Origin of the sequence: Salirhabdus euzebyi (assembly GCF_014207435.1) — a bacterium.
GTDB lineage: Bacteria > Bacillota > Bacilli > Bacillales > Alkalibacillaceae > Salirhabdus > Salirhabdus euzebyi.
Genome location: NZ_JACHGH010000016.1, coordinates 30,144 through 52,580, shown reverse-complemented (window position 1 = coordinate 52,580; position 22,437 = coordinate 30,144). Strand labels below are relative to the sequence as shown.

27 protein-coding genes are annotated in these 22,437 nt (G+C 39.7%); all 27 read left to right on the top strand.

What is annotated here, in order from left to right; genetic code table 11:
- Window positions 1–58 precede the first annotated feature (58 nt).
- Window positions 59–664: a class I SAM-dependent methyltransferase gene (locus tag HNQ94_RS18170; RefSeq protein ID WP_174497629.1), complete on the top strand. Its 606-nt coding sequence runs from the start codon at window positions 59–61 to the stop codon at window positions 662–664.
- 605 nt (window positions 665–1,269) lie between these two features.
- The gene (gene rpoB, locus HNQ94_RS18165; protein ID WP_174497630.1) at window positions 1,270–4,824 is read left to right on the top strand and encodes a DNA-directed RNA polymerase subunit beta; all 3,555 of its coding nucleotides are present in this window, start codon (window positions 1,270–1,272) and stop codon (window positions 4,822–4,824) included.
- A gap of 144 nt (window positions 4,825–4,968) precedes the next feature.
- Window positions 4,969–8,583, top strand: a complete 3,615-nt coding sequence (gene rpoC, locus HNQ94_RS18160) for a DNA-directed RNA polymerase subunit beta' (protein ID WP_174497631.1) — start codon at window positions 4,969–4,971, stop codon at window positions 8,581–8,583.
- A gap of 161 nt (window positions 8,584–8,744) precedes the next feature.
- Window positions 8,745–8,996, top strand: coding sequence for a 50S ribosomal protein L7ae-like protein (locus tag HNQ94_RS18155; protein WP_174497632.1), 252 nt, complete (start codon window positions 8,745–8,747; stop codon window positions 8,994–8,996).
- Window positions 8,997–9,096: 100 nt separating this feature from the next.
- The gene (gene rpsL / locus HNQ94_RS18150) at window positions 9,097–9,513 is read left to right on the top strand and encodes a 30S ribosomal protein S12 (protein WP_174497633.1); all 417 of its coding nucleotides are present in this window, start codon (window positions 9,097–9,099) and stop codon (window positions 9,511–9,513) included.
- A 48-nt stretch (window positions 9,514–9,561) separates the two neighbouring features.
- Entirely contained in the window at window positions 9,562–10,032 is a 471-nt protein-coding gene (rpsG, locus tag HNQ94_RS18145; protein ID WP_174497634.1) for a 30S ribosomal protein S7, read from the top strand.
- Window positions 10,033–10,076: 44 nt separating this feature from the next.
- Window positions 10,077–12,155 (top strand): elongation factor G, encoded by a 2,079-nt coding sequence (gene fusA, locus HNQ94_RS18140; protein WP_174497635.1) that lies wholly within the window; start codon window positions 10,077–10,079, stop codon window positions 12,153–12,155.
- Between the two features lie 131 nt (window positions 12,156–12,286).
- Window positions 12,287–13,477 carry an elongation factor Tu gene (gene tuf, locus HNQ94_RS18135; protein WP_174497636.1) on the top strand — a complete coding sequence of 397 codons (1,191 nt, stop codon included), beginning with the start codon at window positions 12,287–12,289 and terminating at the stop codon, window positions 13,475–13,477.
- 438 nt (window positions 13,478–13,915) lie between these two features.
- A complete protein-coding gene (gene rpsJ / locus HNQ94_RS18130; RefSeq protein ID WP_174497689.1) occupies window positions 13,916–14,224 on the top strand; it encodes a 30S ribosomal protein S10 in 309 nt (102 codons plus the stop codon).
- Between the two features lie 35 nt (window positions 14,225–14,259).
- A complete protein-coding gene (gene rplC / locus HNQ94_RS18125; protein ID WP_174497637.1) occupies window positions 14,260–14,886 on the top strand; it encodes a 50S ribosomal protein L3 in 627 nt (208 codons plus the stop codon).
- 28 nt (window positions 14,887–14,914) lie between these two features.
- Window positions 14,915–15,535, top strand: coding sequence for a 50S ribosomal protein L4 (gene rplD, locus HNQ94_RS18120; protein ID WP_174497638.1), 621 nt, complete (start codon window positions 14,915–14,917; stop codon window positions 15,533–15,535).
- Entirely contained in the window at window positions 15,535–15,825 is a 291-nt protein-coding gene (gene rplW, locus HNQ94_RS18115) for a 50S ribosomal protein L23 (RefSeq protein ID WP_174497639.1), read from the top strand. Before rplD ends, rplW begins: the two co-directional genes overlap by 1 nt.
- A gap of 36 nt (window positions 15,826–15,861) precedes the next feature.
- Complete coding sequence (rplB, locus tag HNQ94_RS18110) at window positions 15,862–16,695, top strand: 50S ribosomal protein L2 (protein ID WP_174497640.1); 834 nt, start codon at window positions 15,862–15,864, stop codon at window positions 16,693–16,695.
- Between the two features lie 57 nt (window positions 16,696–16,752).
- Window positions 16,753–17,031 (top strand): 30S ribosomal protein S19, encoded by a 279-nt coding sequence (rpsS, locus tag HNQ94_RS18105; protein ID WP_174497641.1) that lies wholly within the window; start codon window positions 16,753–16,755, stop codon window positions 17,029–17,031.
- A gap of 18 nt (window positions 17,032–17,049) precedes the next feature.
- Entirely contained in the window at window positions 17,050–17,391 is a 342-nt protein-coding gene (rplV, locus tag HNQ94_RS18100; protein WP_174497642.1) for a 50S ribosomal protein L22, read from the top strand.
- Between the two features lie 3 nt (window positions 17,392–17,394).
- Window positions 17,395–18,036, top strand: a complete 642-nt coding sequence (rpsC, locus tag HNQ94_RS18095; protein ID WP_174497643.1) for a 30S ribosomal protein S3 — start codon at window positions 17,395–17,397, stop codon at window positions 18,034–18,036.
- Window positions 18,037–18,054: 18 nt separating this feature from the next.
- Window positions 18,055–18,489 (top strand): 50S ribosomal protein L16, encoded by a 435-nt coding sequence (gene rplP / locus HNQ94_RS18090; protein WP_174497644.1) that lies wholly within the window; start codon window positions 18,055–18,057, stop codon window positions 18,487–18,489.
- The gene (gene rpmC / locus HNQ94_RS18085) at window positions 18,479–18,682 is read left to right on the top strand and encodes a 50S ribosomal protein L29 (protein WP_174497645.1); all 204 of its coding nucleotides are present in this window, start codon (window positions 18,479–18,481) and stop codon (window positions 18,680–18,682) included. Before rplP ends, rpmC begins: the two co-directional genes overlap by 11 nt.
- A gap of 20 nt (window positions 18,683–18,702) precedes the next feature.
- Window positions 18,703–18,966 (top strand): 30S ribosomal protein S17, encoded by a 264-nt coding sequence (gene rpsQ, locus HNQ94_RS18080; RefSeq protein ID WP_174497646.1) that lies wholly within the window; start codon window positions 18,703–18,705, stop codon window positions 18,964–18,966.
- Between the two features lie 42 nt (window positions 18,967–19,008).
- Window positions 19,009–19,377 (top strand): 50S ribosomal protein L14, encoded by a 369-nt coding sequence (rplN, locus tag HNQ94_RS18075; RefSeq protein ID WP_174497690.1) that lies wholly within the window; start codon window positions 19,009–19,011, stop codon window positions 19,375–19,377.
- 41 nt (window positions 19,378–19,418) lie between these two features.
- Window positions 19,419–19,730, top strand: a complete 312-nt coding sequence (rplX, locus tag HNQ94_RS18070; RefSeq protein ID WP_174497647.1) for a 50S ribosomal protein L24 — start codon at window positions 19,419–19,421, stop codon at window positions 19,728–19,730.
- Window positions 19,731–19,757: 27 nt separating this feature from the next.
- Complete coding sequence (rplE, locus tag HNQ94_RS18065; RefSeq protein ID WP_174497648.1) at window positions 19,758–20,297, top strand: 50S ribosomal protein L5; 540 nt, start codon at window positions 19,758–19,760, stop codon at window positions 20,295–20,297.
- Window positions 20,298–20,322: 25 nt separating this feature from the next.
- Window positions 20,323–20,508, top strand: coding sequence for a type Z 30S ribosomal protein S14 (locus HNQ94_RS18060; protein ID WP_153729912.1), 186 nt, complete (start codon window positions 20,323–20,325; stop codon window positions 20,506–20,508).
- A 30-nt stretch (window positions 20,509–20,538) separates the two neighbouring features.
- Window positions 20,539–20,937, top strand: coding sequence for a 30S ribosomal protein S8 (gene rpsH, locus HNQ94_RS18055; RefSeq protein WP_174497649.1), 399 nt, complete (start codon window positions 20,539–20,541; stop codon window positions 20,935–20,937).
- Between the two features lie 32 nt (window positions 20,938–20,969).
- Window positions 20,970–21,506, top strand: a complete 537-nt coding sequence (gene rplF / locus HNQ94_RS18050) for a 50S ribosomal protein L6 (protein ID WP_174497650.1) — start codon at window positions 20,970–20,972, stop codon at window positions 21,504–21,506.
- 33 nt (window positions 21,507–21,539) lie between these two features.
- Entirely contained in the window at window positions 21,540–21,902 is a 363-nt protein-coding gene (rplR, locus tag HNQ94_RS18045) for a 50S ribosomal protein L18 (protein ID WP_174497651.1), read from the top strand.
- A gap of 21 nt (window positions 21,903–21,923) precedes the next feature.
- On the top strand, window positions 21,924–22,427 hold the full coding sequence (rpsE, locus tag HNQ94_RS18040) for a 30S ribosomal protein S5 (RefSeq protein WP_174497652.1): 504 nt from the start codon (window positions 21,924–21,926) through the stop codon (window positions 22,425–22,427).
- Window positions 22,428–22,437 lie beyond the last annotated feature (10 nt).

Sequence of the window (22,437 nt, the reverse complement as noted above, 5' to 3'; positions counted from 1 at the left end):
TTGATGGAAGATGTCAGAATAGTGTACGCTAAAATTATTGGTTAGCGGGGTAGATAAGATGCCAGAACATTATTACTCGAAAAAACCGTCTTCAAAAAGTGAAAGAACGAAGTGGGATTTTGTTTTAAGGGGCAATAATTTTACATTTACCTCCGATTACGGTGTTTTTTCGAAAAATGAAGTCGACTTCGGATCTAGATTGCTTGTCGAATCTTTTGAAGAGCCGAAGGTAGAGGGAAATATATTAGATGTTGGTTGTGGATATGGTCCTATAGGGTTAAGTCTTGCCAAATCATTTCCTACTCGTCATGTTCATATGGTAGATGTTAATCAGCGGGCTATTGAGTTAGCGCGATTGAATGCGACTAATAATGAGGTTGCAAATGTTTCTGTTTTTGAAAGTAATCTTTTTGAGAATGTGAAGGATACAAAATATGCTGCAATCTTAACAAATCCTCCAATACGTGCAGGGAAGCAAGTGGTGCATAGCATTCTAGTAGAAAGTTATGATTATTTGGCTGAAAAAGGAACGTTGTGGGTAGTCATTCAAAAGAAGCAAGGTGCTCCCTCGGCGATGAAAAAATTAGAGGAAATTTTTGAGCAAGTAGATGTTGTAAAAAAGGATAAAGGATACTTTATTTTAAGGGCGGAAAAGTTTGACTGACCTATTATCGTATGCTAATATTAAAAAATGCCAATAGAAATTTTTCTTTGTCAAGTGAAATTTTTAACCAATTTAGCGTATATTTCACTTTCTTTACCGGTAATACTGGTAAAATCAAAGAAATAATAAGGTTGTTCTGTATGGCTTTTCTTTTTTTACGTATAAAAAGAAACAAAATGAATGGCCAATTTCAGTATAATGCAAATTGTTGGGATGGTCTAGTATCAACTTTTACATACGTGCATACTGGGATCTGGCAAATGAACTTCTTTGTTTAATATATCAAAGAAGTGATGAAAGGAACACTCATTCGTAGATTTTTTTTACGAATGTTTAATAAAATGCTTCTGTAGTATAAAAATTCTACAGTAAGCACGTTCGGCATGCCTTTTGCCGGACCGTTTGTTTTTTATACTTTTTAGTTACATAAAAGGCTTGAAAGTATGAGGAAATAAGGTGTGGGTTTGTCTTTTGGCATTACTCCATCTTTCTAATACTTTATGAAAATTAACTTTGTTAATCGATTAAAGTATTTGAAGAACGCAGCTTTCGCTAGCAATGGCGAACAGCTCATGTTTTTCCAAATAAATTAGCTTGTTTGAGGGGTGAATCAGTTGACAGGTCAACTAGTTCAATACGGTCGACTTCGCAAACGTAGAAGTTACGCGCGCATCAGTGAAGTATTGGAATTACCAAACCTTATCGAAATCCAAACTGCATCTTATGAGTGGTTTCTTGAAGAAGGTTTGAAAGAAATGTTTCATGACATTTCCCCAATTGAGGACTTTACAGGCAACTTATCTTTAGAGTTTGTCGACTACAGTCTTGGAGAACCTAAATACCCAGTAGATGAAACAAAAGAGCGAGATGTCACGTATTCTGCTCCTCTACGCGTGAAGGTTCGTTTACTTAACAAAGAAACAGGGGAAGTAAAAGAGCAAGAAGTGTTTATGGGAGATTTTCCACTCATGACAGATACTGGCACGTTTGTTATTAATGGAGCAGAACGTGTAATTGTATCACAGCTAGTACGTTCACCAAGTGTTTACTTCAGTGATAAAATCGATAAAAACGGTAAAAGAGGCTATACAGCAACTGTTATCCCTAATCGTGGAGCATGGTTAGAATTTGAAACAGATGCTAAAGATGTTGTTCATGTGCGAATTGATCGTACAAGAAAGCTTCCTATTACTGTATTACTTCGTGCTTTAGGTTTTGGTACAGATGAAGAAATCATTGATTTAATCGGTGAAAATGAATATTTGAAAAACACATTAGATAAAGACAACACAGAAAATAGTGAGAAAGCCTTACTAGAAATATATGAACGCCTTCGTCCGGGAGAACCGCCAACAGTGGATAACGCAAAAAGTCTACTTGTTTCACGTTTCTTTGACCCGAAGCGATATGATTTAGCGCACGTTGGACGATACAAGATGAACAAAAAACTTCATATTAAAAATCGTTTGTTCAATCAGACATTGGCCGAAACGGTTGTAGATGAAGAAACAGGAGAAGTTCTTGGTAGAAAGGGCGACAAGATTGATCGCCGTCTACTAAACAAACTACTACCTTATTTAGAAGGTTCAGATGAAAACTTCGGGGATCAAATTCTAGAGCCGCATGAAGGTGTATTAGAAGACCCTGTTCGTGTACAGTCTATCAAAATTATGGATCCTTCAGATAAAGAGGGAGAAAGAACTTTAAATGTAATCGGTAACGCGGGTGTTGAAAATGCAATTAAGCATATTACTCCTGCTGACATCATTGCATCTATAAGCTATTTCTTTAACTTGTTGCATCAAGTTGGAGATACCGATGATATTGATCATTTAGGTAATCGCCGACTACGTTCTGTTGGTGAATTGTTACAAAACCAGTTCCGTATCGGGTTATCTCGTATGGAACGTGTGGTACGCGAGCGCATGTCCATCCAAGATACGAATTCCATCACACCACAACAATTAATCAATATTCGTCCAGTTATAGCTTCTATGAAAGAGTTTTTCGGAAGCTCTCAATTGTCTCAATTTATGGATCAAACAAACCCGTTGGCTGAATTAACGCATAAACGTCGTCTATCAGCTCTAGGGCCTGGTGGTTTAACGCGTGAGCGTGCAGGCTTTGAAGTTCGTGACGTTCACTATTCCCATTATGGTCGTATGTGTCCAATTGAGACACCAGAGGGTCCAAACATTGGTTTGATTAACTCCTTATCTTCTTATTCAAAAGTTAATAAGTTCGGTTTTATTGAAACGCCATATCGTCGGGTTGATCCGGATACTGGTAAAGTCACAGACCAAATTGATTATTTAACTGCTGACGAAGAAGATAACTATGTAGTTGCACAGGCTAATGCGAAACTAGGCGATGACGGATCATTTTTAGATGATGAAGTTATAGCTCGTTTCCGTGGAGAGAACACAGTTGTACCACGTGAAAAACTTGACTACATGGATGTTTCTCCTAAACAAGTTGTTTCTGCTGCAACGGCATGTATTCCTTTCTTGGAAAACGATGACTCGAACCGCGCATTGATGGGTGCGAACATGCAACGTCAGGCGGTACCTTTGTTACAGCCAAGATCACCAATTGTCGGAACTGGTATGGAATATGTATCCGGTAAAGACTCTGGTGCTGCTGTTATCAGTCTCCATGACGGGATAGTGGAAAGAGTAGAGGCAAAAGAAGTTCATGTACGTCGTATTTCTATGGTAGATGGTAATGAAGTAAAAGGTGACGTTGATCGTTACAAATTACAAAAGTTCATCCGTTCTAACCAAGGAACATGTTACAACCAAAAACCGATTGTTGAAAAAGGAGAACGAGTGAAGAAGGGTGATATCCTTGCTGATGGTCCTTCCATGGAACAAGGTGAGCTTGCCTTAGGTCAAAACGTTCTTGTAGCCTTTATGACATGGGATGGTTATAACTATGAGGATGCCATCATCATGAGTGAACGTCTTGTAAAAGACGATGTGTATACATCTGTTCATATTGAAGAATATGAATCAGAAGCTCGTGATACGAAACTAGGCCCTGAAGAAATTACACGTGATATACCGAACGTTGGGGAAGATGCTCTTAAGAACCTTGACGAACGTGGAATTATCCGTGTTGGTGCTGAAGTATCAGATGGTGATTTATTAGTAGGTAAGGTTACGCCTAAAGGTGTAACAGAACTTACTGCTGAAGAAAGATTATTACATGCGATATTTGGGGAAAAGGCTCGCGAGGTGCGAGACACATCCTTAAGAGTTCCTCATGGTGGGGGCGGTATCGTTTTAGATGTTAAAATATTTAATCGCGAAGATGGCGATGAATTACCTCCGGGTGTAAACCATCTAGTGCGTGTATATGTTGTTCAGAAGCGTAAAATTTCTGAAGGGGATAAAATGGCGGGTCGACACGGAAACAAAGGTGTTATTTCCCGAATTTTACCTCAAGAGGATATGCCGTATTTACCAGATGGCACTCCTGTAGATATTATGCTTAATCCATTAGGGGTACCTTCCCGTATGAACATTGGTCAGGTGTTAGAACTTCACCTCGGTATGGCGGCAAGAAAGCTAGGTATTTATGTAGCTTCTCCTGTATTTGATGGTGCGAGGGAAGAAGATGTTTGGGAAACGCTTGAAGAGGCAGGACTCCCAAGAGATGCAAAAACAGTTCTTTATGATGGAAGATCTGGTGAGCCATTTGATAATCGTGTGTCTGTTGGTGTTATGTATATGATTAAACTTGCACACATGGTTGATGATAAACTTCACGCTCGTTCAACTGGACCTTACTCACTTGTTACGCAACAGCCACTTGGTGGTAAAGCGCAATTTGGAGGACAGCGTTTTGGAGAGATGGAGGTATGGGCGCTTGAAGCTTATGGTGCAGCATACACTCTTCAAGAGATTTTAACCGTAAAATCAGATGACGTTGTTGGTCGTGTGAAAACATATGAAGCTATCGTTAAAGGTGATAATGTTCCAGAACCAGGTGTTCCGGAGTCATTCAAGGTATTAATTAAAGAACTTCAAAGTCTTGGCATGGATGTAAAAATTCTTGCTGCTGATGAAACAGAAATTGAAATGCGAGACAGTGAAGATGATGACCATTCAGCTGAGCAGTTGAATGTAAATATGGAACAACGAGAAGATGCTAACTAATTCTAATAAAGAAAACTAGGCTTAGCGTCAAGTTTATGACGAAAGCCTAAGTCTTTCTTGTACTATCATTCGACTCAACACATGAAAATCCGATAGTAGAACAAATTTAGGGTAAACCTGGATACTATAAGGGAGGTAGGCCCCTTGTTGGACGTAAATAACTTTGAATTTATGAAAATTGGTTTGGCTTCACCCGACAAGATTCGATCTTGGTCACATGGTGAGGTAAAGAAACCTGAAACGATTAACTATCGTACACTAAAACCAGAAAAAGACGGTTTGTTTTGTGAAAGAATTTTTGGCCCACAAAAAGACTGGGAATGCCATTGTGGCAAGTACAAACGCGTACGCTACAAAGGTATTGTTTGTGATCGTTGTGGTGTAGAAGTAACAAAATCAAAAGTGCGACGAGATCGTATGGGTCACATTGAACTGGCGGCTCCAGTTTCTCACATTTGGTATTTTAAAGGTATCCCAAGTCGAATGGGCTTGGTTTTGGATATGTCGCCTCGAGCTTTAGAAGAAGTTATCTACTTTGCGGCATATATCGTTACTGATGTAGGTGATACGCCTTTAGAGAAGAAACAATTACTCTCTGAAAAAGAATATCGCCAATACCGTGAGAAATATGGTCAAACGTTCCAAGCTCAGATGGGTGCAGAAGCAATCCGCAAACTATTACAAGATATCGATCTTGTTAAAGAGGTTGAAGCACTAAGAGAAGAACTTAAAACAGCCCAAGGACAACGGAGAACACGCGCTATCAAGCGTTTAGAAGTACTAGAATCATTCCGTCATTCTGGCAATAATCCTTCTTGGATGATTTTAGACGTGTTACCAGTTATCCCTCCTGAACTACGACCAATGGTTCAATTGGATGGTGGGCGTTTTGCTACTTCTGACTTGAATGATTTATATCGTCGTGTAATAAATCGTAACAACCGCTTAAAGCGTTTGTTAGATTTAGGTGCACCAAGTATTATTGTGCAAAATGAGAAGCGTATGTTACAAGAAGCTGTAGATGCGTTAATTGATAATGGACGAAGAGGTCGACCTGTAACCGGACCAGGTAACCGTCCGTTGAAATCACTTTCACATATGTTGAAAGGTAAGCAAGGGCGTTTCCGTCAAAACTTACTTGGAAAACGTGTTGACTATTCAGGTCGTTCTGTAATTGTTGTAGGGCCTAATTTGAAAATGTACCAATGTGGTCTTCCTAAAGAAATGGCGATTGAGTTATTTAAACCTTTTGTCATGAAAGAACTGGTTGATCGTGGCTTGGCTCATAATATTAAGTCTGCAAAACGCAAAATTGAAAGATTACATCCGGAAATTTGGGATGTGCTTGAGGAAGTTATCCGAGAGCATCCGGTATTATTAAACCGTGCACCAACGCTTCACCGTTTAGGTATTCAAGCGTTTGAACCTACATTGGTAGAAGGTCGTGCAATTCGTTTGCATCCATTAGTATGTACAGCATACAACGCTGACTTTGATGGAGACCAAATGGCTGTTCACGTTCCTTTATCAGCGGAGGCGCAAGCGGAAGCTCGTATTCTAATGCTTGCTGCACAAAACATTCTTAATCCTAAGGATGGTAAGCCGGTAGTAACACCGTCACAGGATATGGTGTTAGGAAACTACTACTTAACGTTAGAACGTAAAAATGCAGTTGGTGAAGGAATGGTATTTAAGGATCTTAACGAGGCAGTTATTGCTTATCGTAACGGCTACGTACATTTACACACTCGTGTAGCAGTACATGCGGGATCTTTAAATAATCAAACTTTTACAGAAGAACAAAAAACGATGTTGATTTTAACGACAGTAGGGAAGTTAATCTTTAATGAAATGCTACCAAATGAATTCCCGTATATTAACGAACCTACAGCAAGTAACTTGGAAGTAAAGACACCTGAAAAATACTTTGTACCTAAAGGGACAAATATTAAAGAAGAAATTGCTAGTCGTGAACTCATTCCGCCGTTTAAGAAAGGTATCCTAGGAGATATTATTGCGGAAGTGTTTAAGCATTATAAGATTACAGAAACTTCTAAAATGCTTGACCGCATGAAGGACCTAGGTTTTGAATACTCTACAAAAGCTGGTATTACAGTAGGTGTTTCTGACATCGTTGTATTACCTGAAAAACAAGAAATTCTTGATAGATCACAAGAGAAGATTGATAAAGTGATGAAGCAGTTCCGTCGTGGTTTAATTACTGGCGAAGAACGCTATGATCGAGTGATTGCAATTTGGACAGAAGCAAAAGATGAAATTCAAAACAAATTAATGCAATCACTAGATACATCAAATCCAATCTTTATGATGAGTGATTCTGGTGCTCGTGGTAACGCATCTAACTTTACACAGTTAGCAGGTATGCGTGGTCTAATGGCAAACCCGTCTGGACGAATTATTGAACTTCCAATCAAATCGAGCTTCCGTGAAGGATTAACTGTATTAGAATACTTTATCTCTACTCACGGTGCGCGTAAAGGTCTTGCGGATACAGCCTTAAAGACAGCTGACTCAGGTTACTTAACTCGTCGTCTAGTTGATGTTGCTCAAGACGTAATTGTTCGTGAAGACGATTGTGGTACGGATAGTGGTTTAACCGTTAGCACGTTAAGAGATGGAGATGAAATTATCGTTCCATTGATTGACCGTTTAATTGGCCGTACAGCATTTAAAACAATTAAACACCCTGAAACAGGTGAAGTAATTGTTAGTCGGAATGAATTGATTACAGAAGATATTGCGAAAGAAATTATTAATGTAGGTATTGAAGATGTCTATATCCGCACAGTATTTACTTGTGATACGAAGCATGGCGTATGTAAAAAATGTTACGGACGAAACCTTGCTACAGGACAACAGGTTGAGGTTGGTGAAGCGGTTGGTATTATTGCCGCTCAATCAATCGGTGAACCTGGTACACAGTTAACAATGCGTACATTCCATACAGGTGGGGTTGCCGGTGATGATATTACACAAGGTCTTCCTCGTATCCAAGAAGTATTCGAAGCGCGTAATCCGAAAGGGCAAGCTGTTATTAGTGAAGTGCTAGGAACTGTTAGCGAAATCAATGAAGTCAAAGACAAAGTTGAGATTGTTGTACAGGGTGAAGTAGAATCACGTACGTATACAGCACCATATAATGGACGCCTAAAAGTTGGAGTCGGTGACAAGGTGGAAGCTGGTCAAGAATTGACTGAAGGTTCCATCGACCCTAAAGAACTATTGAAAGTTAAAGGTACTAGAGGGGTTCAACAATATTTATTAAAAGAAGTACAAAAAGTTTATCGTATGCAAGGTGTAGAAATTAGCGATAAGCATATTGAGGTAATGGTAAGACAAATGCTTCGCAAGATTCGAGTTATTGAATCTGGAGATACAGAAGTGTTACCTGGATCCCTTATTGAAATTCATCAATTTAAAGAAGCTAATAGAGAAGTATTAATTAACGAGGAACAACCAGCAATTGGGAGACCAGTTCTTCTTGGTATTACGAAGGCTTCTCTTGAAACAGATTCATTCTTATCTGCGGCATCTTTCCAAGAAACAACTAGAGTTCTTACAGATGCAGCAATTAAAGGTAAGCGTGATGAATTGTTAGGATTGAAAGAAAATGTCATTATTGGTAAACTAGTTCCTGCTGGTACAGGAATGAATAGATACCGAAAAATTGATATGAAGAAAAATGAAGAACAAGAAATTGTTTCTGATGTAGTTACAGAAGAAATTACAACTCAGTAACAAGTGTTTACTAGGTAAATGGGAAGTGCCTTGATATTACCTAAACAAGGTGATAAACAACTATTATTCATACTTTGAGAATTCCATTGACATTCACAATGTAGGATGATAATATATTCAAGGTGCTTCCGTTTAACCTTGTTACTTTGGAGGATTTATTAATGTCTTATGAAAAAGTGACACAGGCTAAGTCGAAAGTAATTATAGGTACAAAGCAAACTTTAAAGGCCATGAAAAATGGCGAAATAAAAGAAGTTGTTGTTGCGGAAGACGCAGAACAACGAGTGACAGAAAAGGTAGTGCGCTTAGCGAAAGAATTAAACATTCCGGTTTTACCTGTTCATTCTATGAAAGAACTAGGAAAATCATGTGGGATAGATGTTGGTGCAGCTACGGTCGCTATTAAAAGATAAGGATTTGGCAGATTCCTCTGCTGAAACTTTGTTTTTTTGCTTTTTTATGAACCACCTGGATGTGTGGTATTACAATATGAATGAAAGGAGGACACATATCATGCCTACAATTAACCAACTTGTGCGTAAAGGTCGTACTTCTAAAACAAAGAAATCTGACTCTCCAGCACTAAACAAAGGTTATAACAGCTTCAAAAAAGCTCAAACTAATTTATCTTCTCCACAAAAACGTGGTGTTTGTACACGTGTAGGTACCCTTACACCTAAGAAACCGAACTCAGCTTTGCGTAAATATGCACGTGTTCGTTTAACTAACGGAATTGAGGTTACTGCGTATATCCCAGGAATTGGCCATAACCTTCAAGAGCATAGTGTTGTATTGATCCGTGGTGGTCGTGTAAAAGACTTACCAGGTGTTCGTTACCACATCGTACGTGGTGCGCTTGATACTGCAGGTGTTGAAGGTCGTCAACAAGGCCGTTCTAAGTACGGTACGAAAAGACCTAAACAAAAATAATAGAATACAATCTAGAATTCTATAGCAAACTTGAAAGGAGGGTATCGCATGCCTCGTAAAGGACCAGTAGCTAAACGTGATGTATTGCCAGACCCAATTTATAATTCTAAGCTTGTAACAAAATTGATCAATCAAATCATGGTTGATGGTAAACGTGGAACTGCACAAAAGATTCTATATAGAGCTTTTGAATTAGTGAAAGAACGCAGTGGCCAAGAGCCAATGGAAGTATTTGAGCAAGCAATGAAAAACATTATGCCAGTATTGGAAGTGCGCGCTCGTCGTGTTGGTGGATCAAACTACCAAGTACCGGTTGAAGTTCGCCCTGAGCGTCGTCAAGCATTAGGACTTCGTCACATTGTTCTTTATTCTCGCCAACGTGGAGAGAAAACAATGGAAGAGCGTCTTGCTAACGAAGTTTTAGATGCAGCAAACAATACAGGTGCATCTGTTAAAAAGCGTGAAGATATGCATAAGATGGCAGAAGCAAACAAAGCATTTGCTCACTATCGTTGGTAGAATATTAATTCAACTAAATTTTACTCTAGGAAGGAGAAAGATTCATGGCTAGAGAGTTCTCCTTGGAAAGAACGCGTAATATTGGTATCATGGCTCACATCGATGCCGGTAAAACAACTGCAACAGAGCGTATTCTTTTCTATACAGGAAGAATCCATAAAATTGGGGAAACTCACGAAGGTGCTTCCCAAATGGACTGGATGGAACAAGAACAAGAACGTGGAATTACAATCACTTCTGCTGCTACGACAGCTCAATGGAAAGATCATAGAATCAACATTATCGATACTCCAGGGCACGTAGACTTCACAGTGGAGGTAGAGCGTTCACTACGTGTACTAGACGGTTCAGTTGCGGTACTAGACGCTCAGTCTGGTGTTGAACCACAAACAGAAACAGTGTGGCGCCAAGCAACAACTTATGGCGTACCACGTATTGTTTTCGTTAACAAGATGGATAAAATCGGCGCAGATTTCCTATATTCTGTAGGAACTATGCATGATCGTCTTGGAGCTAACGCTCACCCAATTCAACTTCCAATTGGTGCGGAAGATGAATTTGAAGGTATTATCGATCTTATTGAGATGGAAGCATTTTTCTATCTTGATGATTTAGGTACTCGTGCAGAGGCTCGCCCTATTCCTGATGAATATAAGGATCAAGCGGAAGAGTATCGCACTAAGTTAATCGAAGCAGTGGCTGAATTAGATGAAGATCTAATGATGCGTTATTTAGAAGGGGAAGAAATTTCAAACGAAGAACTTAAAGCTGCTGTACGTAAAGCAACTTTAACTGTTGAATTCTACCCTGTACTATGTGGATCAGCCTTCAAAAACAAAGGTGTTCAGCTTTTAATTGATGCAGTAATTGATTACTTACCATCACCATTGGATGTACCTGCAATTGAAGGTCATATTCCTGACACTGATGAAAAAATTGTTCGTAAATCTGATGATAAAGAACCATTCTCAGCACTTGCATTTAAAGTTATGACGGATCCATATGTAGGTAAACTTACATTCTTCCGTGTGTACTCTGGTACATTAGATGCAGGTACTTACGTTCAAAACTCAACGAAAGATAAGCGTGAGCGTGTAGGACGTATTCTACAAATGCATGCGAACTCTCGTGAAGAAATTGCAACAGTTTACTCAGGTGATATTGCTGCGGCTGTTGGTTTGAAAGATACTAGTACTGGTGATACTTTATGTGACGAGAAAAGCCTTGTTATCTTAGAGTCTATGGAATTCCCTGAACCAGTTATTTCAGTAGCGATTGAGCCTAAGTCAAAAGCAGACCAAGACAAAATGTCTGTAGCACTTGGTAAACTTGCTGAAGAAGATCCAACATTTAAGACAGAAACAAACCCTGAAACAGGTCAAACAATCATCTCTGGTATGGGTGAACTTCACTTAGATATCATTGTTGATCGTATGAGACGTGAATTCAAGGTTGAAGCAAATGTTGGTGCTCCGCAGGTTGCGTACCGTGAAACTTTCCGTTCTTCTGCTGAAGTTGAAGGTAAGTTTGTACGTCAGTCCGGTGGTCGTGGTCAGTTTGGTCACGTTTGGGTTAAATTCGAACCAAACGAAGAAGGCGCTGGCTTTGAATTCGTAAACGCAATCGTTGGTGGTGTTGTACCACGTGAATACATCCCTTCTGTTGAGGCTGGTATTAAAGAGTCTCTAGAAAACGGTGTATTAGCTGGTTATCCACTAATCGATGTTAAAGCAACATTATATGATGGTTCTTACCATGATGTTGACTCTAGTGAAATGGCGTTTAAAGTTGCAGCTTCTATGGCATTAAAAGCAGCTAAGAATAAGTGTAGTCCTGTTATTCTTGAGCCTATGATGAAAGTAGAAGTTGTTATCCCAGAAGAATACATGGGTGATATCATGGGTGACATCACGTCACGTCGTGGCCGTGTAGAAGGTATGGGTGCTCGTGGTAATGCGCAAGTTGTTAATGCGTTCGTACCACTTTCAGAAATGTTTGGATACGCAACTGCATTACGTTCTAACACGCAAGGTCGTGGAACATATACAATGCACTTCAGTCACTATGAAGAAGTTCCAAAATCAATTTCTGAAGAAATTATTAAGAAAAATAGTGGACAGTAATTGATTTTTCTTTAACTATCCATTATAAAGTAGTTATAAGCTTGGAAGTGTGCGAAAAACACTGTACACTTCCGAGTATATATAAATACAAAAATCCATAAGATTATTTATTTTTGAAGGAGGAAATATAAATGGGTAAAGCAAAATTCGATCGTTCTAAGCCCCACGTTAACGTTGGTACAATTGGACACGTTGACCACGGGAAAACTACTTTAACTGCAGCAATCACTACTACTCTTTTCAACAAATACGGTAGAGGTGAAGCACGCGCATACGATTCTATCGATGGTGCTCCAGAAGAGCGCGAGCGTGGTATCACAATCTCAACTGCACACGTTGAGTATGAAACTGACAACCGTCACTATGCACACGTAGACTGCCCAGGTCACGCTGACTATGTTAAAAACATGATCACTGGTGCTGCACAAATGGACGGAGCTATCCTAGTTGTATCTGCAGCTGATGGCCCAATGCCACAAACTCGTGAGCACATTCTACTTTCTCGTCAAGTAGGTGTACCTGCGATCGTAGTATTCTTAAACAAATGTGACATGGTAGATGACGAAGAGCTTCTTGAACTAGTAGAAATGGAAGTTCGCGACCTATTAACTGAGTATGACTTCCCTGGTGATGATGTACCAGTTATTAAAGGTTCTGCTCTTAAAGCTCTTGAAGGTGAAGAGCAATATGTTAACGCTATTTTTGAATTAATGGAAGCTGTGGATGAGTATATCCCAACTCCAGAACGTGATACTGACAAGCCATTCATGATGCCAGTTGAGGATGTATTCTCAATCACTGGTCGTGGTACAGTTGCAACTGGCCGTGTTGAGCGTGGTCAAGTTAAAGTTGGTGACGAAGTTGAGATCATTGGTCTTGCTGAAGCTCCATCTAAAACAACTGTAACTGGTGTTGAAATGTTCCGTAAACTTCTTGATTACGCTGAAGCTGGTGACAACATTGGTGCTCTACTTCGTGGGGTTTCTCGTGATGACATCAACCGTGGCCAAGTTCTTGCTAAGCCAGGAACTATTACTCCACACACTAACTTCAAAGCTGAAGTTTATGTACTATCTAAAGAAGAAGGTGGACGTCATACTCCATTCTTCACAAACTACCGTCCGCAGTTCTACTTCCGTACAACTGACGTAACTGGTATTTGTCAACTTCCTGAAGGCGTTGAAATGGTAATGCCTGGCGATAACGTTGAAATGACAGTTGAACTTATTTCACCAATCGCTATCGAAGACGGAACTAAGTTCTCTATTCGTGAAGGTGGACGTACAGTAGGCGCTGGCGTTGTTGCAAAAATCGAAAAGTAAGTTTTACTTACTAATCTATATGAAAACAGGTGGATTATTATTAATCCGCCTGTTTTTTTGTGCCAAGACAGCCGGATGAACAGAAAAAAATGCAGTGCACAAATGCCAGGCACTCGGGGACTGAACGCTTTTTGTGCTCCGCATACGGTGCGGTGCTAGCAGTTGTTTTTGTGATTTTTTTTCGTATGCAAAAAACAACCGCTTTTTTCCATTTGAATTTATTTTCGAATGTATGTATAATATTTTGAGTGTCAATGATGAATATAGAAATTCATGGTTGCATAACGCCTTTAAATTCTATATAATATGTAATGTTGGTCATAAAAGGCGATGATGCGGAAGGTTGCTGACACACCCGGCCCCTTTGCCATGGCGGGTGTAAGGAAATTTTCGCGGAGAATGTCTATTTAAAAAATGGGCGAAGAAGGAGGGAAAATAATGGCAAAAGAAAAGATTCGTATTCGTTTGAAGGCTTATGATCACAGAATTCTTGATCAATCAGCTGAGAAAATTGTAGAGACAGCGAAACGTTCTGGTGCAAATGTTTCAGGACCAATTCCGTTGCCTACAGAAAAAACAGTTTACACAATCCTACGTGCGGTGCACAAATATAAGGATTCACGTGAGCAATTCGAGATGCGTACACATAAGCGTCTAATCGATATTGTGAACCCGACACCACAAACTGTCGATTCTTTAATGCGTTTGGATCTACCATCCGGCGTGGACATTGAAATTAAACTATAAAAAATAAAATTTGATTTAATTAGGAGGTGTAACGGATGGCGAAAGGAATCTTAGGTCGAAAAATTGGAATGACTCAACTTTTCAATGAGGAAGGCGAATTAGTACCAGTGACTGTTGTTCAAGCTGATCCTAACGTAGTATTACAAGTTAAGACAGTTGAAAATGACGGTTATGAAGCTATTCAGTTGGGTGTATCAGATAAAAAACCAGTTCGATCAAACAAACCTGAAAAGGGTCATGCTGAAAAAGCAAATACAACCCCTAAGCGCTACATTCGCGAAATCCGTAATGCAGATCTTGGCAACTATGAAGTTGGTCAAGAAGTGAAAGTAGATATTTTTGAAGCTGGAGAAAAGATTGATGTAACAGGTACTTCTAAAGGGAAAGGTTTCCAAGGTGCTATTAAGCGTCATAACCAGTCTCGTGGACCTATGAGTCACGGTTCTCGTTATCACAGACGCCCAGGTACTATGGGTCCTATTGATCCTATGCACGTATTGAAAGGGAAAAAACTTCCTGGACAAATGGGTGGCGAAACGGTAACAATTCAAAACCTAGAAGTTGTTAAAGTAGATACTGAAAACAATCTATTACTTATTAAAGGTAATGTTCCAGGTGCGAAAAAATCTTTCATTCAAATTACAAGTGCGGTAAAGGCGTAATAACTATTAAATGAAGGGAGGATATGTCATGCCTAAAGTAGCACTATTTAAACAAGATGGCACAAAAGCTGGTGATATCGAACTAGCAGAAGCTGTTTTTGGTATTGAGCCAAACACACATGTTTTACATGAAGCTGTTCATGCACAGCGTGCGTCATTGCGTCAAGGTACGCATAAAGTTAAAAATCGTTCTGAAGTAAGCGGTGGTGGCCGTAAGCCATGGAGACAAAAGGGAACTGGCCGTGCACGTCAAGGTTCTATTCGTTCTCCTCAATGGGTTGGTGGAGGAACAGTATTTGGTCCTACTCCAAGAAGCTACAGCTATAAACTACCGAAAAAGGTTCGTCGCTTAGCTTTAAAATCTGCTCTATCTAGTAAAGTTGTAGAAGAAAACATTATTGTTTTAGATGCTCTTTCTATTGAAGCTCCAAAAACAAAAGATGTTATTAAATTACTAGAAGGCTTAAAAGTTGAAAGTGCATTAATTGTTACTGCTGATTTAGATGTAAATGTTGAGCGTTCTGCTAACAACATTCAAGGAGTTAAAGTGTTGACTGTTGATCAAGTTAACGTACTTGATTTGTTAACGCATGACACACTAGTAATCACTAAAGATGCAGCCGATAAAGCAGGGGAGGTGCTTGCGTAATGAAAGATCCGCGTGATATTATTAAGCGCCCTGTAATTACTGAGGCATCAGCTGATTTAATGGCAGAAAAGAAATATACATTCGAAGTGGACCCTAGAGCTAACAAAACAGAAATCAAAGTTGCAGTTGAACTGATTTTTGGAGTAGAAGTTGATAAGGTTAACACATTGAATAAAAAAGGTAAGTTTAGAAGAATGGGTCGTCACGGAGGATATCGTCCGGACCGCAAGAAAGCAGTTGTAACTTTAACACCTGATAGCAAAGAACTAGACTTCTTTGAAGGTGTTTAATCGTAAATAGACTATTACTGAAGGAGGGAATTTGAGATGGCGATCAAAAAATACAAGCCAACCTCAAACGGTCGTCGTGGAATGTCAGCTTCTGATTTTGCTGAGATTACTACGAGTCAACCTGAGAAATCCTTGCTTGCACCGCTTAGCAAAAAAGCTGGTCGTAACAACCAAGGTAAGTTGACTGTTCGTCATCAAGGTGGCGGCCACAAGCGTAAGTACCGTATTATCGACTTCAAACGTGATAAAGACGGAATACCAGGACGCGTTGCTACTATTGAATATGATCCGAACCGTACATCTAACATCGCATTAATTAACTATGCAGATGGTGAAAAACGTTATATTCTAGCACCAAAAGGTCTAGAAGTAGGTCATGAAATTCAGTCTGGTGAAGGTGCTGACATTAAAGTTGGTAACGCACTAGAACTTAGAACAATCCCTGTGGGTACAATTATCCACAATATCGAGTTAAAACCAGGACGTGGTGGACAGTTAGTTCGTTCAGCTGGAGCACAAGCTCAAATCCTTGGTAGAGAAGATAAATACGTTCTTGTACGTTTAACTTCTGGTGAAACACGTATGATCTTAGGAACTTGCCGTGCTACTATCGGTCAAGTAGGTAACCTTGATCATGAGCTTATCAATATTGGTAAAGCTGGACGTAATCGCTGGAAAGGCAAACGCCCAACTGTACGTGGATCTGTTATGAACCCAGTTGATCACCCACACGGTGGTGGTGAAGGTCGTGCACCAATCGGTAGACCATCTCCAATGTCACCATGGGGCAAACCAACTCTTGGTCTTAAAACGCGTAAGCGTAACAAAGCTTCTGATAAGTTTATCGTTCGTCGTCGTAAGAAAAAATAGCGTGATTGAAAGACGATAACAGATATTAGTCTGTCAATTGCGAAGGGAGGTTTATTCATGGGTCGTAGTTTGAAAAAAGGACCTTTCGTTGATGATCATTTGATGAAAAAAGTGGAAAATTTAAACGAAGCTGATAAGAAACAAGTTGTTAAAACTTGGTCTCGTCGTTCAACAATTTTCCCAAACTTCGTGGGACACACGATTGCAGTATATGATGGACGCAAGCATGTACCGGTATATGTTACGGAAGATATGGTCGGCCATAAATTAGGTGAATTCGCACCTACTCGTACGTATAAAGGCCATGCTGGCGACGATAAGAAAACAAAACGCTAATGAGAGGAGGCACACAAGATGCAAGCTAAAGCAGTTGCAAAAACCGTTCGTATTGCTCCTCGTAAGGCTCGTTTAGTGGTTGACTTAATTCGAGGAAAAGATATTGGCGAAGCTTTTGCTATATTAAGCCATACTAATCGTGCGGCTTCTCCAATTGTTGAGAAAGTTCTAAAATCAGCTATAGCAAACGCTGAGCACAATTATGAGCTAGACCCTGAAAGTCTATTTATTTCAGAGGCATTCGTGGATGAAGGTGTTACATTGAAACGTTTCCGTCCTCGTGCGATGGGTCGTGCATCACAAATTAACAAACGCACTAGCCATATTACGGTTATTGTATCAGAAAAGAAGGAGGGATAATCTGTGGGTCAAAAAGTTAACCCGATAGGTCTACGAGTTGGTATTATTCGTGACTGGGAATCAAAATGGTACGCTGGAAAAGATTTTTCAGACTTACTTCATGAAGATATTAAAATTCGTGAATATATTGAAAACCGTCTAAAAGACGCGGCTCTTTCCTCTGTAGAAATCGAACGTGCAGCTAGCCGTGTTAACATTACTATCCATACTGGAAAGCCGGGTATGGTAATCGGTAAAGGTGGATCTGAAGTAGAAGCACTTCGTAATTCACTTAACAACCTTACAGGTAAAAAAGTTCATATCAACATCGTTGAGGTGAAAAGACCTGAATTAGATGCTACTCTTGTAGCTGATAACATTGCACGTCAGTTAGAAAATCGTGTTTCTTTCCGTCGTGTCCAGAAGCAAGCTATTCAACGCGCTATGCGTGCCGGTGCTAAAGGTATCAAAACTCAAGTATCAGGACGTCTAGGCGGTGCAGATATTGCTCGTGCTGAACATTATAGTGAAGGAACTGTACCACTACACACTCTTCGTGCAGATATTGATTATGGAACTGCAGAAGCAGACACAACTTACGGTAAACTAGGTGTTAAAGTGTGGATTTATCGTGGAGAAGTCCTTCCAACTAAGAAAAACAAATAAGGAAGGGGGATTTGCAATATGTTAATGCCTAAACGCGTAAAGTATCGTAAACAATTTCGCACAAGCTTAAAAGGTAAAGCAAAAGGTGGCACTAACGTTTCATTTGGTGAGTATGGATTACAAGCTTTAGAAGGTGCTTGGATCACTAGCCGTCAAATCGAAGCTGCACGTATTGCCATGACACGTTATATGAAACGTGGAGGTAAAGTGTGGATTAAAATCTTCCCAGATAAGCCGAAAACAGCTAAACCTTTGGAAGTACGTATGGGTTCTGGTAAAGGTGCTCCTGAAGGATGGGTTGCAGTAGTAAAACCTGGTAAGATCATGTTTGAAATTGCAGGTGTTTCTGAGGAAGTAGCTCGTGAAGCATTACGTCTTGCTTCTCACAAATTACCGGTTAAAACGAAATTTGTAAAACGTGAAGAAATTGGTGGTGAAAATAATGAAGGCTAATGAAATAAGAGAATTAACCACTGCCGAAATCGAACAAAAAGTTAAATCATTAAAAGAAGAGCTCTTTAACTTACGCTTTCAATTAGCTACAGGACAACTTGAAAATACTGCACGTATTCGTGAGGTACGTAAGGCGATTGCTCGTATGAAAACCGTTGTTCGTGAGAGAGAGTTAAGTACAAATAATCGATAATTGAGAGGAGGTCTGCCTCAATGAGTGAACGCAGCGATCGTAAGGTTTATACTGGCCGCGTTGTTTCAGACAAGATGGATAAAACAATCACTGTCTTAGTAGAAACATATAAATTCCATAAGCTTTATGGAAAACGTGTAAAATACTCAAAGAAATTTAAAGCGCATGATGAAAATAATCAAGCGAAACAAGGCGATATCGTAACGATTATGGAGACTCGCCCACTATCTGCTACAAAACGTTTTCGTTTAGTAGATGTTATTGAAGAAGCAGTAATCATTTAATAAAGTTCGCTCGGAATGTTTCCGAAGGGAGGTAACAACGGTATGATTCAACAAGAAACACGTTTGAAAGTTGCTGATAATTCTGGTGCTCGTGAAGTTCTAACTATTAAAGTACTAGGCGGATCAGGCCGTAAAACTGCCAATATTGGTGATGTAATTGTTTGCACAGTAAAACAAGCAACACCAGGTGGCGTTGTCAAAAAAGGTGACGTGGTGAAAGCTGTTATTGTCCGTACAAAGAGTGGAGTTCGTCGTAAAGATGGTTCTTATATCAAGTTTGACGAAAATGCTGCCGTTATTATCCGTGACGATAAAAGCCCGCGCGGTACACGTATATTTGGACCTGTTGCGCGTGAGCTTCGTGACAATAAATTTATGAAAATAGTTTCTTTGGCTCCAGAAGTTCTATAGAAACTAATTTTGATCAGGCCTTGTAAGGAGGTGCACTAAACATGCATGTAAAAAAGGGCGATAAAGTGTTAGTTATAACTGGTAAGGATAAAGGCAAACAAGGAAATGTCCTTGAAGCTTATCCGAAGAAAAATCGTGTTCTTGTAGAAGGTGTTAATCTTGTTAAAAAACACGCAAAACCTTCTCAAGACAATCCACAAGGTGGAATCTTAACACAAGAAGCTGCAATTCACGTTTCTAACGTGATGCCAGTAGATCCTAAATCTGGCGAACCAACACGTGTTGGATATGATAATGTTAACGGAAAAAAAGTGCGTATCGCAAAAAAATCCGGTGAACCATTAGATAAATAAGTCTAACGGCGAAAGGAGGGCTATCTGATGAACGAACTTAAGTCTAAATATCAAGATGAAATCGTTCCATCTTTAATGGAAAAGTTCAACTATGACTCAGTTATGGAAGTACCTAAAGTAGAAAAAATCGTAATTAACATGGGTGTTGGTGACGCAGTACAAAACGCAAAAGCTCTTGATAATGCGGTAGAGGAACTAACCCTAATTTCAGGTCAAAAACCTGTAGTAACACGTGCGAAGAAGTCAATCGCTGGTTTTCGTCTTCGTGAAGGCATGCCAATCGGCGCGAAAGTAACAATTCGTGGCGAGCGTATGTATGAATTCCTTCATAAGCTTGTTGCTGTATCACTACCACGTGTACGTGATTTCCGTGGTATTTCAAACAAAGCTTTTGACGGACGTGGAAACTACACTCTAGGTGTTAAAGAACAATTGATTTTCCCTGAGATTGAGTACGATAAAGTCGATAAAGTACGTGGTATGGACGTTGTAATCGTAACTACTGCGAACACAGATGAAGAAGCGCGTGAACTTTTAACTCAACTCGGAATGCCTTTTAAAAAGTAGCCCCGAGTTACAAAGGAGGTAAATTATGGCGAAAAAATCCATGATTGCGAAACAAAAACGCGACCAAAAGTTTAAAGTGCGTGAGTACACTCGTTGTGAGAGATGTGGCCGTCCACATTCTGTAATTCGTAAATTTAAACTTTGCCGTATATGTTTCCGTGAATTAGCATATAAAGGTCAAATTCCAGGCGTTAAAAAAGCTAGCTGGTAAACCCCCATATAGGGAAGGAGGTAATTGACAATGACAATGACAGATCCGATTGCAGATATGCTTACTCGTATCCGTAATGCCAACATGGTACGTCATGAAAAACTAGAAGTGCCTGCTTCTAAATTGAAGAAGGAAATTGCTGATATTTTAAAGCGTGAAGGTTTTATTCGTGATTATGAGTTCGTAACGGATGAAAAGCAAGGTCTTCTTCGCTTATTCCTTAAATTCGGACCTAATAACGAACGTGTTATTACAGGCCTTAAGAGAATTAGTAAACCTGGTCTTCGTGTTTATGCGAAATCAGATGAGCTACCAAGAGTTCTTAACGGATTAGGTATTGCTGTAGTATCAACTTCAAAAGGTCTATTAACGGATAAAGAAGCACGTCAACAAGCTGTTGGTGGCGAAGTGCTTGCATATGTTTGGTAATTGATAACCCAGAGTGACAGGAGGTGTAAGGAATGTCTCGTGTAGGTCTTAAACCATTAGAGATCCCTGAAGGGGTAGAAGTTAAGGTTAACGGTGAGAATGTAACAGTCAAAGGTCCTAAAGGAGAATTGACTCAAAACTTCCACCAAGACATGACTATTAAAATAGAAGGTAACGTTCTTACAGTAGAGCGTCCATCTGATAATAAAGAACATCGTGCTTTGCACGGAACTACTCGAAGCATCATCGGAAACATGGTTGAAGGTGTATCAAAAGGTTACGAAAAGAGCCTTGAAATCATCGGTGTTGGATACCGTGCACAAAAACAAGGAAACAAAGTTATTGTGAACGCTGGTTATTCTCATCCAGTAGAAGTTGATGAAGTAGAAGGTATTGAAGTAGAAGTACCAGCTAACACAAAAATTATCGTTAAAGGTATCGATAAAGAAAAAGTTGGAGCTGTTGCTGCTAACATTCGTGCAATCCGTCCACCAGAGCCTTATAAAGGTAAAGGTATTCGTTATGAGGGCGAAGCTGTACGTCGTAAAGAAGGTAAAACTGCGAAATAATGTTCACGTAAGGAACAGAAAGGAGTGACCTAGATGATCACTAAGCAAGACAAAAACGTTGTACGTAAAAAACGTCATGCGCGTGTACGTCGTAATCTTTTTGGTACTGCTGAACGTCCACGTCTTAATGTGTATCGTTCTAACAAGCACATTTATGCTCAGCTAATTGATGATCTGAATGGTGTAACAGTTGCAAGTGCTTCTACAGTTGACAATGAAGTAGCAGTAGAAGGCTCTAGTAATGTAGACGCTGCTAAGAAAGTCGGAGAAATCCTTGCGAAACGCGCTTTAGATAAAGGCCACAAATCAGTTGTGTTTGATCGCGGAGGTTACTTATATCACGGACGTGTTAAAGCTCTAGCAGATGCTGCTCGCGAAGCTGGTCTTGAATTTTAAACGTAAAAAGGAGGGAAAAACATGCGCACAAACATTGATCCTAACAAATTGGATCTTGAAGAACGTGTAGTTACTGTTAACCGTGTAGCTAAGGTTGTAAAAGGTGGACGTCGTTTCCGTTTTACTGCTTTAGTTGTAGTAGGTGATAAAAATGGCCATGTAGGTTTCGGAACAGGGAAAGCTCAAGAAGTACCTGACGCAATCCGCAAAGCTATTGAAGATGCTAAGAAAAACTTAATTACAGTACCTATCGTTGGTACAACAATTCCTCATGATATTATCGGTGAGTTTGGTGCAGGAAATATTCTTCTTAAACCAGCTTCTGAAGGTACAGGAGTAATTGCTGGTGGCCCGGTACGTGCGGTACTAGAACTTGCTGGTGTTGGTGATATCTTGTCTAAGTCATTAGGCTCTAACACACCAATCAACATGGTTCGTGCTACAGTAAATGGACTAAAGTCACTTAAACGTGCAGAAGAAGTTGCAAAACTACGTGGTAAGTCAGTAGAAGAACTGTTAGGATAAGGAGGGAAAA